17 protein-coding genes are annotated in these 14662 nt (G+C 62.5%); 9 read left to right on the forward strand and 8 right to left on the reverse strand.

The annotated features are described in order from the left end of the window. Window positions 1-17 precede the first annotated feature (17 nt). From typA to ppa, 3 genes are all read left to right on the forward strand, one after another. On the forward strand, window positions 18-1832 hold the full coding sequence (typA, locus tag EQW76_RS12420) for a translational GTPase TypA (protein WP_142824688.1): 1815 nt from the start codon (window positions 18-20) through the stop codon (window positions 1830-1832). Window positions 1833-2035: 203 nt separating this feature from the next. After that, window positions 2036-2542, forward strand: coding sequence for a GNAT family N-acetyltransferase (locus tag EQW76_RS12425; protein ID WP_142824689.1), 507 nt, complete (start codon window positions 2036-2038; stop codon window positions 2540-2542). Window positions 2543-2726: 184 nt separating this feature from the next. Then, window positions 2727-3269: an inorganic diphosphatase gene (gene ppa / locus EQW76_RS12430; protein WP_142824690.1), complete on the forward strand. Its 543-nt coding sequence runs from the start codon at window positions 2727-2729 to the stop codon at window positions 3267-3269. Here ppa and EQW76_RS12435 read toward each other — a convergent pair whose 3' ends face one another. Next, window positions 3270-3584, reverse strand: coding sequence for a DUF167 domain-containing protein (locus EQW76_RS12435; protein ID WP_142824691.1), 315 nt, complete (start codon window positions 3582-3584; stop codon window positions 3270-3272). Beyond that, window positions 3581-3925 (reverse strand): YggT family protein, encoded by a 345-nt coding sequence (locus EQW76_RS12440; RefSeq protein WP_142824692.1) that lies wholly within the window; start codon window positions 3923-3925, stop codon window positions 3581-3583. The genes EQW76_RS12435 and EQW76_RS12440 overlap by 4 nt, the downstream gene beginning before the upstream one ends. A gap of 104 nt (window positions 3926-4029) precedes the next feature. On the opposite strand from EQW76_RS12440, the gene EQW76_RS12445 reads away from it, so the two are divergent. Continuing rightward, a complete protein-coding gene (locus EQW76_RS12445) occupies window positions 4030-5283 on the forward strand; it encodes an MFS transporter (RefSeq protein WP_142824693.1) in 1254 nt (417 codons plus the stop codon). A gap of 5 nt (window positions 5284-5288) precedes the next feature. On the opposite strand, the gene EQW76_RS12450 is transcribed toward EQW76_RS12445, so the two are convergent. Genes EQW76_RS12450 through hemC form a run of 6 tightly spaced genes read right to left on the reverse strand, consistent with a single transcriptional unit; the run spans window position 5289 to window position 11091 of the window. Next, complete coding sequence (locus EQW76_RS12450; RefSeq protein WP_142824694.1) at window positions 5289-6020, reverse strand: glutamine amidotransferase; 732 nt, start codon at window positions 6018-6020, stop codon at window positions 5289-5291. Further along, window positions 6010-6495, reverse strand: coding sequence for a TerB family tellurite resistance protein (locus EQW76_RS12455; RefSeq protein WP_142824695.1), 486 nt, complete (start codon window positions 6493-6495; stop codon window positions 6010-6012). Before EQW76_RS12455 ends, EQW76_RS12450 begins: the two co-directional genes overlap by 11 nt. 12 nt (window positions 6496-6507) lie before the next feature. After that, window positions 6508-8148, reverse strand: a complete 1641-nt coding sequence (locus EQW76_RS12460; protein WP_142824696.1) for a heme biosynthesis protein HemY — start codon at window positions 8146-8148, stop codon at window positions 6508-6510. A gap of 9 nt (window positions 8149-8157) precedes the next feature. Next, complete coding sequence (locus tag EQW76_RS12465) at window positions 8158-9351, reverse strand: COG4223 family protein (protein ID WP_142824697.1); 1194 nt, start codon at window positions 9349-9351, stop codon at window positions 8158-8160. Window positions 9352-9411: 60 nt separating this feature from the next. After that, on the reverse strand, window positions 9412-10158 hold the full coding sequence (locus EQW76_RS12470; RefSeq protein ID WP_142824698.1) for a uroporphyrinogen-III synthase: 747 nt from the start codon (window positions 10156-10158) through the stop codon (window positions 9412-9414). Window positions 10159-10161: 3 nt separating this feature from the next. Beyond that, window positions 10162-11091 carry a hydroxymethylbilane synthase gene (gene hemC / locus EQW76_RS12475; protein WP_142824699.1) on the reverse strand — a complete coding sequence of 310 codons (930 nt, stop codon included), beginning with the start codon at window positions 11089-11091 and terminating at the stop codon, window positions 10162-10164. 74 nt (window positions 11092-11165) lie between these two features. On the opposite strand from hemC, the gene tsaD reads away from it, so the two are divergent. Genes tsaD through EQW76_RS12500 form a run of 5 tightly spaced genes read left to right on the forward strand, consistent with a single transcriptional unit; the run spans window position 11166 to window position 14662 of the window. Next, the gene (tsaD, locus tag EQW76_RS12480; RefSeq protein WP_142824700.1) at window positions 11166-12263 is read left to right on the forward strand and encodes a tRNA (adenosine(37)-N6)-threonylcarbamoyltransferase complex transferase subunit TsaD; all 1098 of its coding nucleotides are present in this window, start codon (window positions 11166-11168) and stop codon (window positions 12261-12263) included. Next, window positions 12260-13249 (forward strand): NAD(P)H-dependent glycerol-3-phosphate dehydrogenase, encoded by a 990-nt coding sequence (locus EQW76_RS12485; RefSeq protein WP_142824701.1) that lies wholly within the window; start codon window positions 12260-12262, stop codon window positions 13247-13249. Before tsaD ends, EQW76_RS12485 begins: the two co-directional genes overlap by 4 nt. A gap of 27 nt (window positions 13250-13276) precedes the next feature. Then, entirely contained in the window at window positions 13277-13570 is a 294-nt protein-coding gene (locus tag EQW76_RS12490) for a YciI-like protein (RefSeq protein WP_142824702.1), read from the forward strand. Between the two features lie 2 nt (window positions 13571-13572). Next, window positions 13573-14004 (forward strand): EVE domain-containing protein, encoded by a 432-nt coding sequence (locus tag EQW76_RS12495; RefSeq protein WP_142824703.1) that lies wholly within the window; start codon window positions 13573-13575, stop codon window positions 14002-14004. A gap of 7 nt (window positions 14005-14011) precedes the next feature. Next, the gene (locus tag EQW76_RS12500; protein ID WP_142824704.1) at window positions 14012-14662 is read left to right on the forward strand and encodes a methyltransferase; all 651 of its coding nucleotides are present in this window, start codon (window positions 14012-14014) and stop codon (window positions 14660-14662) included.

A 14662-nucleotide genomic window follows, 5' to 3' on the forward strand; every position in this document is an offset into this window, starting at 1 on the left:
CCCTCCGAGTAGCCCATATGTCTATGCGAAATATCGCGATCATCGCGCACGTTGACCACGGCAAGACGACGCTTGTCGACGAACTCCTGAAGCAGTCCGGTTCGTTCCGCGACAACCAGCGCACCGTTGAGCGCATGATGGATTCGAACGAACTCGAAAAGGAACGTGGCATCACGATCCTGGCGAAGGCGACCTCGGTCGTCTGGAGAGATGTTCGCATCAACATCGTCGACACCCCCGGCCACGCCGACTTTGGCGGCGAAGTCGAGCGTATCCTTTCGATGGTAGATGGCGCTATCGTGCTGGTCGATGCTGCCGAAGGCCCGATGCCGCAGACCAAGTTCGTGGTCGGCAAGGCGCTGAAGGTCGGCCTTCGCCCGATCGTCGCGATCAACAAGATCGACCGTCCGGACGCGCGTCACGAAGAAGTCGTCAACGAAGTCTTCGACCTCTTTGCTGCCCTCGACGCTACCGACGAACAGCTCGACTTCCCGATCCTTTACGGTTCCGGCCGTGCTGGCTGGATGAACACTGCACCAGAAGGCCCGATGGACCAGGGCCTCGGCCCGTTGCTCGACCTCGTGCTCAAGCATGTACCAGAGCCGACTGTCGGCGAAGGCCCGTTCCGCATGATCGGCACGCTGCTCGAAGCCAACCCGTTCCTCGGCCGTATCATCACCGGTCGCATCCATTCCGGTTCGATCAAGTCGAACCAGCCTGTCAAGGTCATGGGCGTCGATGGCAAGACCATCGAAACCGGCCGTATCTCGAAGATCCTCGCGTTCCGCGGCATCGAGCGCCAGCCGATCGAAGAAGCCTTCGCAGGTGACATCATCGCCATCGCCGGCCTTTCCAAGGGCACGGTTGCCGATACTTTCTGCGATCCGGCTGTTACCGAGCCGCTGCATGCCCAGCCGATCGATCCGCCGACCGTCACCATGTCCTTCATCGTCAACGACAGCCCGCTGGCCGGCACCGAAGGCGACAAGGTTACCTCGCGCGTCATCCGCGACCGCCTGATGAAGGAAGCCGAAGGCAACGTTGCGCTGAAGGTCGAAGAGTCGGAAGCCAAGGATTCGTTCTACGTATCCGGCCGCGGCGAATTGCAGCTCGCCGTTCTGATTGAAACCATGCGCCGCGAAGGCTTCGAACTGGCTGTGTCGCGTCCTCGCGTCGTCATGCATGACGACGAAAACGGCAACAAGCTGGAGCCGATCGAAGAAGTCGTCATCGACGTCGACGAAGAGCATTCCGGTATCGTTGTCCAGAAGATGTCCGAGCGCAAGGCCGAGATGGTCGAGCTTCGTCCGTCGGGCGGCAATCGTCTGCGTCTGGTATTCTACGCGCCAACCCGCGGCCTGATCGGCTACCAGTCGGAGCTTTTGACCGACACGCGCGGCACGGCGATCATGAACCGCCTGTTCCATAGCTACCAGCCTTTCAAGGGCGAAATCGGCGGCCGCAGCAACGGCGTCCTGTTGTCCAACCAGTCCGGGGAAGCCGTGGCCTACGCCATGTTCAACCTTGAAGATCGCGGCCCGATGATCATCGAGCCAGGTGAAAAGGTCTATGCCGGCATGATCATCGGCATCCACACGCGTGACAACGACCTCGAAGTCAACGTGCTGAAGGGCAAGCAGCTGACCAACATCCGGTCTGCCGGCAAGGACGAAGCTGTCCGCCTGACGCCGCCGATCCGCATGACGCTCGACCGGGCGCTCTCCTGGATCCAGGACGACGAACTCATGGAAGTCACGCCGAAGTCCATTCGTCTGCGCAAGACCTATCTGGACCCGAACGATCGCAAGCGTTTCGGCAAGAAGAGCGCATAAGGCTTTTCGACACCCAGAAGACCTCAAACCCCGGTGCTTGCATCGGGGTTTTTTATTTGCATGTTCGATTTTTGGCCTCTTGTGACATCCGTTAAAAAAGAGTTAACGTTTGGCGCTAGTCCACACATAAAGCCTGTGGGCAAATGGTTTCCGGCAATATTGCTGGATGGTTAATTTGCGGTTGCCGGGCCAAAGTAGGCGTTATGAAAACGTTATCGATTGATGTCCGGCGGGCTGAACCGCACGATGCCCGAGCCATTTCGGAGACGCATCGGCTGTCCTGGCAGTATGCCTACACCGGCATCATTCCACACCGTGCACTGTCGCAGATGATCGAGCGGCGCGGCGAAGCCTGGTGGCGCCGGGCGACGCGCGGACCGGCGACCCTGCTCGTTCTCGATGTTGCCGGCACCGTTGCAGGCTATGCGACACTTGGCCTCAACCGGGCAAGTGCGCTACCGCAGGAAGGCGAGATCTACGAGCTTTATCTCCGTCCGGAATATCAGGGGATCGGCCTCGGCCGTCTGCTGTTCGGCGAGGCGCGGCGGCTGCTGAAGTCGCTGGGCTGCAAGGGCATGGTTGTCTGGTGCCTGGAAGACAACGAGAATGCCGAGCGTTTCTATCGCAGCCACGGCGGGCTCGATTTCTGCGAGGGGCTGGAGACCTTTGGCGGCGAGCAGGTGAAGAAGATCGGCTTTGTCTGGCCGTAAGGCCGGCTGGCGATCACGGCGGTCGGGCATAATGCGGCGGCCGTCGTAATTTCGCCGCCAATTCATTTGTAGGTGTCGGGGTTTTTGGCCTTGGCTCAAAGCAGGCCATGCTTTCGAAGCGCTGTTGCCTTACCGGTTATTTCCGATTAAGTGGCTGGCAGCTATCATAGTTTAGGGGACTCCCATGCGCATCGACGCAATTTCCATTGGTAAAAATCCACCTGAAGACGTCAACGTCATCGTCGAAGTGCCGGTTGGCGGCGACCCGATCAAGTACGAAATGGACAAGGAAGCCGGCACGCTTGTCGTCGACCGTTTCCTCTACACGCCGATGACCTATCCAGGCAATTACGGCTTCGTGCCGCATACGCTGTCGGAAGACGGCGACCCGATCGATGTGCTGATCGCCAGCACCCGGCCGCTCGTTCCCGGCTGCGTCATCAACGTCCGCCCTATCGGCGTGCTGATGATGGAAGACAACTCCGGCAAGGACGAGAAGATCATTGCCGTCCCGTCGCCGAAGCTGACGCTGCGCTACGAGAAGGTCAAGGAATACACTGACCTGCCTGATATCACCATCAAGCAGATCGAGCATTTCTTCCAGCATTACAAGGATCTGGAGCCCGGCAAGTGGGTGAAGATCTATGGCTGGAAGGGTGCCAAGGAAGCCGGCGAATTGATCCTCGAAGCCATCGCTCGCCACAATGCGGCCGAGAAGAAGGCCTGATCAGGCTTCTACGACAGCATAGAGAGCCTTGCATATTTCCTCCGGGTCGCCGTCGATCCGGAGGATTTTGTTGCGCGCTGTGTCGCCGGAAATGATGCTGATGGAGGATTTCGGCAGGCCGAGCCTTTTCGCCAGCAAGGCGATCAGCGCCTTGTTGGCCTTGCCCTTTTCGGGCACATCGCTGACGCGCACCTTGATATGGACCTCGCCATCGGCGCCGGTCTCGATACCGTCTATCTCATCGCGGCCGCCATTCGGCGTCAGCCGGACGGACAATCGGACATGGTCTGCAAGCTTGCGCCAGGCGCTGCTCACATCGTCAGTTGAAGGAGGGCCGGGTAGACCGTGTTATGCAGGACCGCCTGAATGAAGAAGATGATCAGCAACACGACAATCGGCGAAATGTCGATGCCGCCGAGGTTCGGCAAGATGCGCCGGAGGGGATTGAGAACCGGCTCGGTGACATTGTAGAGGAAGCGGCCGACCGAGTTCACGAACTGGTTGCTCGAATTGATCACGTTGAAGGCGTAGAGCCATGAGAAGATGGCACTGGCTATCAGGATGTAGACGTAAAGCTGCAAGACGATATCAATGACTTGAAAGAGCGCCAGAAGTATTCCGGACATGTACGTCTCCATTTCGCGATTGACAGACATGTAGACATTGGCGAAGGCGCGAGCAAGTGGTATGCCCGCCGGCACGATGAATCATGTTTAACGGCCGTGGGGGATCTACGGCGGTCGCTAACGGAAAGCCGTTCATGTCGCTTATCTCGTCTGCGGATCGCTTCGCCGCATTCCGCCATGTTTCCTACACGCGTTTCTTCTTTGCCCGTTTTCTCGTTTCCTTCGCCGCGCAGATCATCAGTGTCTCCGTCGGCTGGCAGATGTACGACCAGACGGGCAGCGCCATCTACCTGGGCCTTATCGGCCTCGTGCAGTTCCTGCCGTCGCTGCTTCTGACGCTGGTCACCGGTTCGGTCGCGGATCGCTACAGCCGCCGCCACATCGTGGCAATCTGCACGCTGGTCGGTGCGCTCTGTGCCGTGGCGCTGTGGGTGATGACGTCGACGGGATCATTCGCACCGTTGCCGGTCTTCGGCATTCTCACCATCATGGGGATCGAACGGGCTTTCCTTGGGCCGGCCACACAGTCGCTGGCGCCCAATCTCGTCCCGCCAAAAGACCTGTCGAATGCCGTCGCCTGGAATTCGTCCTCGTGGCAGACTGCTGCAATCGTTGGTCCTGTTGCCGGTGGTCTGCTCTACGGTCTTGGACCAAGCTTTGCCTATGCGGTGGCCGCGGTATTTTCCATTCTCGGCGCCATCCTGATCCAGATGATTGCCAAGCCCGTCCAGCGGAGCACGGGGATGGCAACCAACTGGAGCACCATCCTCGCCGGATACCGCTTCATATGGTCTGAGAAGGTCGTACTCGGTGCAATTTCGCTCGACTTGTTCGCAGTGCTGCTCGGCGGCGCCGTGGCGCTGATGCCGATCTTTGCCCGCGATATCCTGACACTCGGACCCTGGGGGCTTGGGCTGTTGCGGGCAGCACCGGGTGTCGGCGCTATCGCTACGGCGGTGCTGCTGGCTACCTATCCGCTCCGTCATCGGGCAGGCGTCTACATGTTTGCCGGCGTGGCGATGTTCAGTGTGGGAACGCTGATTTTCGGCCTGTCCAGCACGCCCTGGCTGTCGATCGTTGCCCTGATGATCATGGGCGCTTCAGACATGATCTCGGTCTATGTGCGGGAAACCCTGATTGCCCTGTGGACGCCGGATCATGTTCGAGGCCGGGTCAATGCCGTCAACATGGTCTTTGTCGGTGCCTCGAACGAGCTCGGCGAATTCCGTGCGGGGACGATGGCCTCCGTATTCGGGGCGGTGCCGGCGGTCGTGATCGGCGGTGTCGGCACCTTGGCAGTGGCTATCATCTGGGCAATAGGCTTTCCGCAGCTGCGCAAGATCGACGCGCTGGATGCCCCGGATGAAAACGCCGCAGGGTCAGCCTGATCGGTTCAGGCCGCGACCGCGACCTGCGTCTCGAAGACGATATCGAGAAATTCCGACAGCCACTGCCTGAGCGCACCGTCGAAAAGCATACGGCCCTCCAGATGATCTCGACCTTGTTGGGCGTTGGGCAGTGCGAAGCGATGGGCACCATGGACGACCCAGCGCTGCATCATGGCACGGGTCAGTTCGGCGTGAAACTGCAGGCCCCAGGCGTTTTCGCCATAGCGGAATGCCTGGTTGGGGTAGGTATCGCCCTTGGCCAGGAGCTCCGCTCCAGCGGGCAGATCGAAGCCTTCGCGGTGGAAGTGGTAGACCATAGGCGGCCAGCGCATCAGCTGACGTCCGCGCTCGGTCGGATGCAGCGGATACCAGCCGATTTCAGCCTTTTCATCCGGCCGGGCCTGTACCTTGCCGCCGAGCTGGCGCACCAGCATCTGGGCACCGAGGCAGATGCCGAGGAACGGGCGGTTCTCTCGCAGCGGAACATCCAGCCAGCTGATTTCCGAGCGCACGAAGGGATCGCTGTCGTTGGCACTCATCGGTCCGCCGAAGACAACGGCGCCGCCGTGCGCCTCAAGGGTTTCCGGCAGGGGATCGCCGAGGACGGGACGGCGAATATCCAGGTCGTAGCCCTTCTGCAGCAGCATCTGCCCGACGCGCCCGGCGCTGGAGCGCTCCTGGTGCAACACGATCAGGATCGGCCGGCGGTGGCAGCTGTTGGCCGCCTCAATCCGCATCGTCGGCCTCCACGGCGAGGCCCGGCACCCGCGCCGCTGCCTCCTGCCGCTTCATGATGCGCTCGCGGCCGGACACGCCCAGCAACTCGGCGATCCGCCAGATGGCATCGTCTTCCATTTCGCTGCGCTCGCCATCGGCATAGACGATATCCCAGAGGATGCCGATCAGTTCTATGCGCTGGTCGCTGTCGAGATGGCGCTTGAGATCCGAGGTAAAGCGGAAATAGTCGACGGCCTCGTTCTCGGCCTCGGTGCCTGCCGCGATCAGCGCATCCAGCTCACGGCCATCGAGGCCATACTGGTCCTTGAGCAACCGGCGCAGGGCCTTCTTCTCGCTGGCCTCGACCTTGCCGTCGGCCTCCATCACCTGGATGCAGAGCGCCGCCACCGAGATCCGTGGATCGTCGGGCGCAAGGCCGGGCTTCGAATGATCTGTCGTCAGACTTTGAAAGAATTCCTGGAAGCGTTCAAACATGCGGTTTCATTCTTAAAAAAGCTTCAGCCGGGTCTTGGGCTCCAGATCTGCCTTTGTGGTGCGGACACCCGGATCGTCCGGGGCGCCGCCAAAGAAGGGGCGGGGCTCGGGCTTTTTCGGGCTTTCGGGTTTTGTCACGGTGACCAGCGCCGTCGATGGCTGCGTTCTGGCCGGCATGGGTTTGGCTGGCGGAGAGTTGGCTGGCAACGGTCCCGATGGCAAAGGCTTGGCTACAGCAGGTGGCTCCTGGACAGGTTGCCCGGAAACTGGAGCAGCGGCCGGGCGCAGATCCGCCAGCGGCGGCAGGTTGCGGAGCGCCGTCTCGAAAGAGGCGACCGTGCCTTCCTCGACCGGTCCTTCAAGTTGGCTGAAAGGCGACCGCCATTCGAAGGCATCGAGCTTGCCCGAGATCGGAGAAACCGGGAGCCACTTGTCGGACACGAAACCATCGGCCATCCAGGCCGGGTCGCGCGGTGCGCGCAAGGCCTGGGCGAGCCAGTGGCGGGTGCGTCCCTGGTCGCGTGTCTCGGCGTCCTCTATGTCGGCGAGCAGCATGAAGGCGCCCTCGCGGGGCTGCATGCGGGCGGCGGCTTCCGCCTTGCTGCGGGCGACAGCAAAATTGCCGGCATCGAGTGCTGCCTGCGCCGTGATCAGCAATGCTTCCACATTGTTGGGTCGCAGCGCTTCCAGCTTCTCGGCGCGTTTCAGGCGATCCAGCACACTGTCGCCGCTGCGGGCGCGAACGTAGGCGCGGCCTATTTCGGGATGGGGAGAAACCTTCCAGGCATCCTCCAGCACCGCTGCTGCCTTGCGGATCTTGTCTTCGCGAAACAGCGCCTTGGCGGCAATCAGCGCGGCAGGCACGAGATTGTCGGAAAGCTTCAGGGCGGCCAGCGCGTCGTCGCGCGCACCGGTCGGGTTGGCGTCGAGCCGGTCGGTGGCGCGTGCCGTCAGAAGCACGGCGCGCAGTCGGTTCGCCTCGTCCTTGCCGATGACCCTTGCGACCTTCTGCTGGTCGAGAAGACGGATGGCATCGTCCCAGCGGCCGGCGCGGCTGCGATATTCGAGCGTCGCCTGTGCTGCCCAAGGCAGGTAGGGCGCCTTGTCTGCAGCCTGTTCGGCATATTGCCGGGCAGCTTCATCGGCACCGAGGCGCTTGGCCTCGAGATAGAGGCCACGGAGGCCGAGTTCCCGGGTCTCCGGATCTTTGGCCATCAGCTCGAACTTGGCGCGCGCCTCGTCGTGGTTGCCTTCGATCAGCGCTGCCTGCGCCTCGAGAAGGCTGATCAGAGGTTCCTGGTCGGCGCGGATCAGGCCACGCGAACGAGCAGCCATCTTGCGGGCCAGCAGCGCATTGCCGGCGCCGGCGGCAATCAGCCCGGTCGACAATGCCTGATAGCCGCGGTCACGCTTGCGGGCCCGAAAATAGCGGCTGACGGCATGGGGCGAGGTCCAGATCATCCGCAGCAGCGACCAGACGATCATGACAGCAGCGACGATGGCGATCAGCAGGCTGGCGGCGACAATCAGCTTGGTCTGATATAGCTCGCCACCCCACATCAGCGACAGGTCGCCCGGACGATCGGCCAGCCAGGAGAAGCCGTAACCGAGTGCAAGGATCAGGACGATAAAGACAAGCAGTCTGACGATCATGTTCTTACCTCAGCTCTGCTTGCCGGCGCCGGCAATCGCCTTCGACAGGGTTTCACCGACGAGATCCTCGACCTTGATCCTGGCTTCGATCGACTGTTTGAACGCCGCCGATGCCATCTTGCCGGTTTCCGGGAGACTATTCCACTCACTGACAGCGCCCGGCAGGTCGCCGTTGCGGATCTTGTCCTCGAAGCGGGCGGCAATGGCGTCGACTCCGTCACCCTTGATATTGCCGACGGGGCGAACGGTCACCAGCGACTTGGCGCTTTCCATCAGGCGGTCGCTCCAGCCCTGGGTTTCAGCCGGCTTTTCTGTCGCACCGATGATGGTGGTGGCAACATCCGGGACCTGGCGGATCAGTTCCGCGCGCGATGGCACGCCGGTTTCGGCAAACTTGCCCAGGGTTTCCACTGTCGGGTCGTTAGGAGAGACGCCGGCAAAGGTGTCGAGTTCGGCGCGGAACGGGCCGCCGCGATCGATCGCCGCCTTGAGGCCGGCAGCAGCGATTGCCTGGGCAACGGCGACATCCTTGCCCGGGTCGTTCAGTTTCTTTTCAGCATCGTCCAGCCGCTTGCTGATGTCGGCGCCGGTCGTGGCCTGCGTCTGCGAGGTCTGCGTCAGGCTGGCCTTGAGCTGGTCGACTTCGGCCGTCAGATCGGAAATTTTCTGGGCGGAGGCGGTGTCGACGGCGCCGTTGGCGGTTGCTGCCTGCGGGTTGTTCTTTAGGGCTGTCTCGAGCGCGCCAATGCGTGCTTCCAGCGCGGCATCCGGCGTTGCTGCGGGAGAGGTGGCCAGGTTGGCGACGCTCTGCTTCAGCCCGTCGATCTCAGCGTCCAACGACGTGAATTGCTGCTTATCATTTCCGGAAGCGGCGGGCAGGACGCCTGCATATTGCAGCGCTCCGGCACCGATCAGCGCGATCAGGCCGCCGACGATGCCGGCTGCAATCAGTCCCGTGGTGCTGTTGGCGGGTGCCGTGGCTGTCGGGGCCGGTGGCTCTGTCGGCGTTGTTCCGGCGGGCTCGTATGCCGGTTCCGGCTCGGGCTGCGGCTTGATGTCCACTGTGTCCGTGGCGGAGGTGCCGATTTCGTCCTTGTGACTTTCGATCTCGGCTTCGCGGCGGTCAGCCGCGTTGGCTTCCAGATCGATCGTTACGGGCTCTTCGTCGGGCTTCGTATGATGCGGCGGATTACCGGGGATCATGGCGTCCTCATGTGATGCACTGCGAAGAAGGTAGACAGTGAAGCGGTTTATGGAAAGAGCTTAGATCAAATTAGCGCTCGGATCGGGATCGAGAAGGCCGAGCATGCTGTCTTCCTCCGGGATCTCCGCTATTTCGACCGCTGATCGCAACGGGTAGGGGACGATTGTGGCAATCGTCGCGCTCAGGCAAAGAAGTCGCGTCTTTTTCAGCTTCTCCAGATGCCTGGATACTGTAGCGAGGCCGAAAAAACGTCTGGCGGTGTGACTGGAGTAGAAGAGCACTGCATCGACAGGAACGTCGCTGAAAAGGCTCTGCAGCAGTGTTTCAGGCGGCTCTACCGGCTCCATGCGGTAGCATTCGATGCAGTCGAACGGGACGCCGTGCAGGGAAAGCTGCTTTTCGAAGCCTGACGCGCGGGGGTAGCCTGCGAGATAAGTCAGCGGACGATCACCCAACAAGAATTTCTGGCTGGCCACGAGATCGGCAAGTTCAGTGCCATCGCCTTGGGAATGGTGGACAGTGGTGAAACCGGCTGCGACTGCCTTTTCGGCGGTTGCCTTGCCGACGGCAAAGAGCGGTCGTCCGATATGTGCGGAGAGCGCCGGGCCGATGGCCTGCAATGCACGGAGCGCCTCTGCGCTGGTAACGGCAATGGCGCCGGTGGAGTTGTCCAGTGCCGCCGATGCCGCCTCGGGATCGTGGACTGCTGCCGTCAGCGGCAAGAGCAGTGCCTCATGGCCGCGCGCTTCGAGCTTTTTCGCGGTGCGCTCGCCCGATGCTGCGGGACGTGTGACGAGCACGCGCATCGGTCAGCTCCAGCTATCGAAAAAGGTCGGGCCGGCCTTGTCACGCACCGCCTCGCCGGCCGCAGCGCCAAGGGCTTCGGCATCCGAGCGCCGGCCTTCGACGGTGATGTTGTGCTCGATGCGGCCGTCCGGGGTGAGGATCATGCCGAAAAAGCGCAGGTTGTCGCCGTCGCAGGTTGCGTAGCCGGCAATCGGCGTGCGGCAGGAGCCGTCGAGCGTCGCGAGGAAGCCGCGCTCGCAGGAGACGGTGTCGAAGGTGGGGATGTCGTTGATCGGCGCCAGCAGCGCGTCGGTCCTGATGTCTCCGACCCGGCTTTCGATGGCGATTGCGCCCTGCGCCGGCGCCGGCGGAAAGGCGTCGGGGTCGAGTATCTCGGTAAGCACGTCGACCTTGCCCAGTCGCTTCAGCCCGGCCACGGCCAGAAGCGTGGCATCGGCCTGGCCTTCGTGCAACTTGCGCAGCCGCGTGTCGACTGCGCCGCGAAAGACGATGACATTGATATCCGGGCGGATGCGTCTGATCAGTGCCTGCCGGCGAAGCGATGCAGAGCCGACCGTTGCGCCCTGCGGCAATTCCATCAGGCTCGGCGCCGTGCGGCCGATCACGGCATCCCTGATATCTTCGCGCGGCAGGAAGGCGGAGAGATAGAGGCCTTCGGGCAGATTGGTGGCTATGTCCTTGGCCGAATGCACGGCAAAGTCCAGGTCCTCGGTCAAAAGCCGCAGTTCGAGTTCCTGGGTGAACAGCCCCTTGCCGCCGATTTCAGCCAGCGAACGGTCGGTAATGCGGTCGCCCATTGTCGTCATGACGACGATCTCGAACATTTCCGGGGGCAGGCCATGGGCGGCAATCAGCCGGTCTCGCGCCTCGTGGGCCTGGGCCAGCGCAAGCGGACTACCGCGTGTGCCGATCCGGAAAGGTTTCGTTTGCATCCGTATTGATCCGTTGTTACCGACAGTTCTCGTAAACAGGTTTAGACTGCACCGCAATCCGACGTTCAGGTTCCATGACGCCCTTTCTCCGCATTCTCGGCATCGAAACAAGCTGCGACGAAACCGCCGCTGCCGTTGTCGAACGCCGTTCGGACGGGCAGTGCTCTGTATTGTCCGACGTCGTTCTCAGCCAGATGGAGGAGCACAGTGCCTATGGCGGCGTGGTCCCCGAAATCGCGGCCCGCGCCCATGTCGAGGCGCTTGATACGCTTATCGAAGAAGCTTTGAAACGCGCCAATGTGTCGCTTGCCGACGTCGATGCGATTGCCGCAACGTCCGGCCCTGGCCTGATCGGTGGTCTGCTGGTCGGGTTGATGACGGCGAAGGCGATGGCGCGTGCCTCGGGCAAGCCCCTCTATGCCATCAACCATCTCGAAGGCCATGCGCTGACGGCGCGCCTGACCGATGGGCTGGCCTTTCCCTATCTGATGCTGCTGGTCTCCGGCGGCCACACGCAACTGATCCTGGTGCGCGGCGTCGGCGTCTACGAGCGCTGGGGCACGACGATCGACGATGCGCTCGGCGAAGCCTTCGACAAGACGGCCAAGCTGCTGGGCCTGCCCTATCCCGGCGGTCCGGCGGTGGAAAAGGCGGCAAAGACCGGCAATGCCGACCGGTTCGTCTTCCCCAGGCCGCTGGTCGGTGAGGCGCGGCTCGATTTTTCCTTTTCCGGCCTGAAGACTGCCGTGCGGCAGGCCGCAATGGAGATCGCGCCGCTTTCGGATCAGGATATCGCCGATATCTGCGCCTCCTTCCAGAAGGCCATTTCGCGGACACTGAAGGATCGCATCGGGCGCGGGCTGCAACGCTTCAAGGCCGAGTTTCCGCAATTGTCGGATCGTCCGGCGCTGGTCGTTGCCGGCGGTGTTGCCGCCAATCTCGAATTGCGCCGGACCTTGCAGGAGCTATGCGACCAGCAGGGCTTCCGCTTCATCGCTCCGCCGCTGCATCTTTGCACCGACAATGCCGTGATGATCGCCTGGGCCGGCCTCGAGCGGATGGCAACCGGTGAACCTGCAGACGATCTCTCGGTGGCGCCGCGATCGCGCTGGCCGCTGGACGCTAATGCTGCGGCGCTGATCGGCCACGGCCGTCGGGGCGCAAAATCATGAGTGGCACGGAGCGCATCGCGGTTATCGGCGCCGGCGCCTTCGGAACGGCGCTGGCCTCCGTCATTGCCCAGGCCGGCCGCCACGAGGTGGTGCTCGTCGGCCGCGATGCGGCGCTGATGGCCAAACTTGCCGCCGAGCGCCGGCACGAAGCGGCTTTGCCCGGCATTGCGCTTCCGGGCGGTCTCACCTTTTCCGCCGAACCGGATGCGGTTTCCCATGCCGATATCGTGTTGTTTGCGATGCCCTCCCAGGCACAGGCAGATGCAGCGCGACAGTATGGAAGATACCTCTCGAAGGATGCCGTCGTCGTTACGTGTGCCAAGGGTATCGATCGTGTTTCCGGCTCGCTGTTGACGGAAATGCTGGAACGCGAATTGCCGCATCATGCCATCGCTGTACTTTCAGGCCCCGGTTTTGCCGCCGATATTGCGAAGGGCCTGCCGACGGCAATGGCTGTCGCCGCCGGGGACATGGCTGATGCCGAACGGTTGGCGCAGGCAATTTCGGGGCGGACATTCCGGCTCTATGCCTCCGATGACCGGATCGGCGTCCAGCTGGGCGGCGCGCTGAAGAACGTGCTGGCGATTGCCTGCGGCATCGTCGAAGGCCGTGGCATCGGCGATTCGGCCCGCGCGGCGCTGATCAGCCGGGGACTGGCCGAGATGTCGCGCTTCGTCGGCGCGCAGGGCGGGCAGGCGGAGACGGTGCGCGGCCTCTCCGGCCTTGGCGATCTCGTGCTGACTGCGACCAGCCACCAGTCGCGCAACTTGCGCTTCGGCATCGCGCTTGGTCGCGGCGAGCTTCGGGATCCGGCGCAGGGGGGACTGGTCGAAGGGGCGCTTGCCGCTTCCGTCGCCGTTCGGCTTGCCGCCGAACTCGGCATCGCCATGCCGATCACCGAAGCGGTTGCGGCCATTATCGACGGCACGCTCGATATTTCCGACGCCATCGAACAATTGATGACGCGGCCGATCACCACCGAATAGATCTGACCACAAAACAGGAGCAAACCCATGCTTTTCGCTTTTCTCTGCAAGGACAAACCCGACCATCTACATGTCCGCATGGACACCCGCCCTGCCCATGTCGAGCATCTGAACAAGCTGAATGACGAGGGCACGCTGAAGATGGCCGGCCCGTTCCTCGGCTCGGATGAAAAGCCCTGCGGCAGCCTGGTGATCGTCGAAGCGGCGTCGCTCGCCGATGCGCAGGCCCTGGCCGATGCCGATCCCTATGCCAAGGCCGGCCTGTTCGAAAGCGTCGAGGTCAAGCCGTTCAACTGGGTATTCAACAAGCCGGAGGCGTGATCGTGGCTCACTGGCTGTTCAAGTCCGAACCGAAGACCTGGGGCTGGCAGGCGCAGAAGGATGCGGGCGAGGCCGGCACCGAATGGACCGGCGTGCGCAACTATCTGGCGCGCAACCACATGCGGGCGATGAAGATCGGCGACAAGGGCTTTTTCTACCACTCGAACGAAGGGCTCGAGATCGTCGGTATCGTCGAGGTCTGTGCCTTGTCGCATCCGGATTCCAGCGCCAAGGGCGATCCGAAGTGGGATTGCGTCGACATCCGCGCCGTCTGCGATATGCCGAAGCCGGTGACGCTGAAGGATGTCAAGGCGAGCGAGAAGCTGGCGAAAATGTCGCTGGTGACCTCGATGCGGCTGTCCGTGCAGCCGGTCACCGACGAGGAATATCTGGAGGTCTGCCGGATGGGCGGCCTCGACAATCCGCCCCGCTGAGCCGCGAGTGAAGACCGAGCCGGAAGCTTTTATCCGCGCTAACACCGATGTGCTGGCGCCGCCGCATGTGCCTGAGATCCGGCTGCATCTGGCGAGCGAAGCCCATGACCTCTGGCTGAAGACCGAGGAGGAGCTGCAGGAGATCGGCCTGCCACCACCGTTCTGGGCCTTTGCCTGGGCGGGAGGCCAGGGCCTGGCGCGTTTCGTGCTCGATAACCCCGATGTCGTCGCCGGCAAGCGTGTGGTGGATTTTGCCAGTGGATCGGGGCTGGTGGCCATTGCCGCCGCACATGCGGGTGCTGCAAAGGTGCTGGCGGTGGATATCGATCCGTGGGCGGAAACGGCAGTGCGGCTGAATGCTGCGGAAAATCGGGCCGATATCGGGTTTTCCGGCGATGATATCGTCGGCCTTCCCGTCGACGCGGACGTGCTGCTCGCTGGCGACGTGTTCTACGATCGCGAATTTGCAGACCGGCTCGTCCCCTGGCTATCGGCACTCACCTCCCGGGGCATCGTCGTTCTCGTCGGCGATCCCGGGCGAGCCTACCTGCCGAAAGCGGGTCTCACATTCCAGGCGACCTATGAAGTGCCGGTCACGCGCGCCCTCGAGGACAGCGACATCAAGAAGACGACCGTGTGGCGGTTCTCCGCAGACTGA

This window comes from Rhizobium sp. rho-13.1, assembly GCF_007000305.1.
Lineage (GTDB): Bacteria > Pseudomonadota > Alphaproteobacteria > Rhizobiales > Rhizobiaceae > Rhizobium > Rhizobium rhododendri.

What these genes read in the sequence shown, in the direction of transcription:
- typA (WP_142824688.1), top strand. Translation starts at nt 18, where the DNA reads ATGTCTATGCGAAATATCGCGATCATCGCGCACGTTGACCACGGCAAG.
- EQW76_RS12470 (WP_142824698.1), bottom strand. Translation starts at nt 10,158, where the DNA reads ATGCGCGTGCTCGTCACACGTCCCGCAGCATCGGGCGAGCGCACCGCG.
- hemC (WP_142824699.1), bottom strand. Translation starts at nt 11,091, where the DNA reads ATGCAAACGAAACCTTTCCGGATCGGCACACGCGGTAGTCCGCTTGCG.
- EQW76_RS12445 (WP_142824693.1), top strand. Translation starts at nt 4,030, where the DNA reads ATGTCGCTTATCTCGTCTGCGGATCGCTTCGCCGCATTCCGCCATGTT.
- tsaD (WP_142824700.1), top strand. Translation starts at nt 11,166, where the DNA reads ATGACGCCCTTTCTCCGCATTCTCGGCATCGAAACAAGCTGCGACGAA.
- EQW76_RS12425 (WP_142824689.1), top strand. Translation starts at nt 2,036, where the DNA reads ATGAAAACGTTATCGATTGATGTCCGGCGGGCTGAACCGCACGATGCC.
- EQW76_RS12485 (WP_142824701.1), top strand. Translation starts at nt 12,260, where the DNA reads ATGAGTGGCACGGAGCGCATCGCGGTTATCGGCGCCGGCGCCTTCGGA.
- EQW76_RS12450 (WP_142824694.1), bottom strand. Translation starts at nt 6,020, where the DNA reads ATGCGGATTGAGGCGGCCAACAGCTGCCACCGCCGGCCGATCCTGATC.
- ppa (WP_142824690.1), top strand. Translation starts at nt 2,727, where the DNA reads ATGCGCATCGACGCAATTTCCATTGGTAAAAATCCACCTGAAGACGTC.
- EQW76_RS12455 (WP_142824695.1), bottom strand. Translation starts at nt 6,495, where the DNA reads ATGTTTGAACGCTTCCAGGAATTCTTTCAAAGTCTGACGACAGATCAT.
- EQW76_RS12440 (WP_142824692.1), bottom strand. Translation starts at nt 3,925, where the DNA reads ATGTCTGTCAATCGCGAAATGGAGACGTACATGTCCGGAATACTTCTG.
- EQW76_RS12460 (WP_142824696.1), bottom strand. Translation starts at nt 8,148, where the DNA reads ATGATCGTCAGACTGCTTGTCTTTATCGTCCTGATCCTTGCACTCGGT.
- EQW76_RS12465 (WP_142824697.1), bottom strand. Translation starts at nt 9,351, where the DNA reads ATGATCCCCGGTAATCCGCCGCATCATACGAAGCCCGACGAAGAGCCC.
- EQW76_RS12490 (WP_142824702.1), top strand. Translation starts at nt 13,277, where the DNA reads ATGCTTTTCGCTTTTCTCTGCAAGGACAAACCCGACCATCTACATGTC.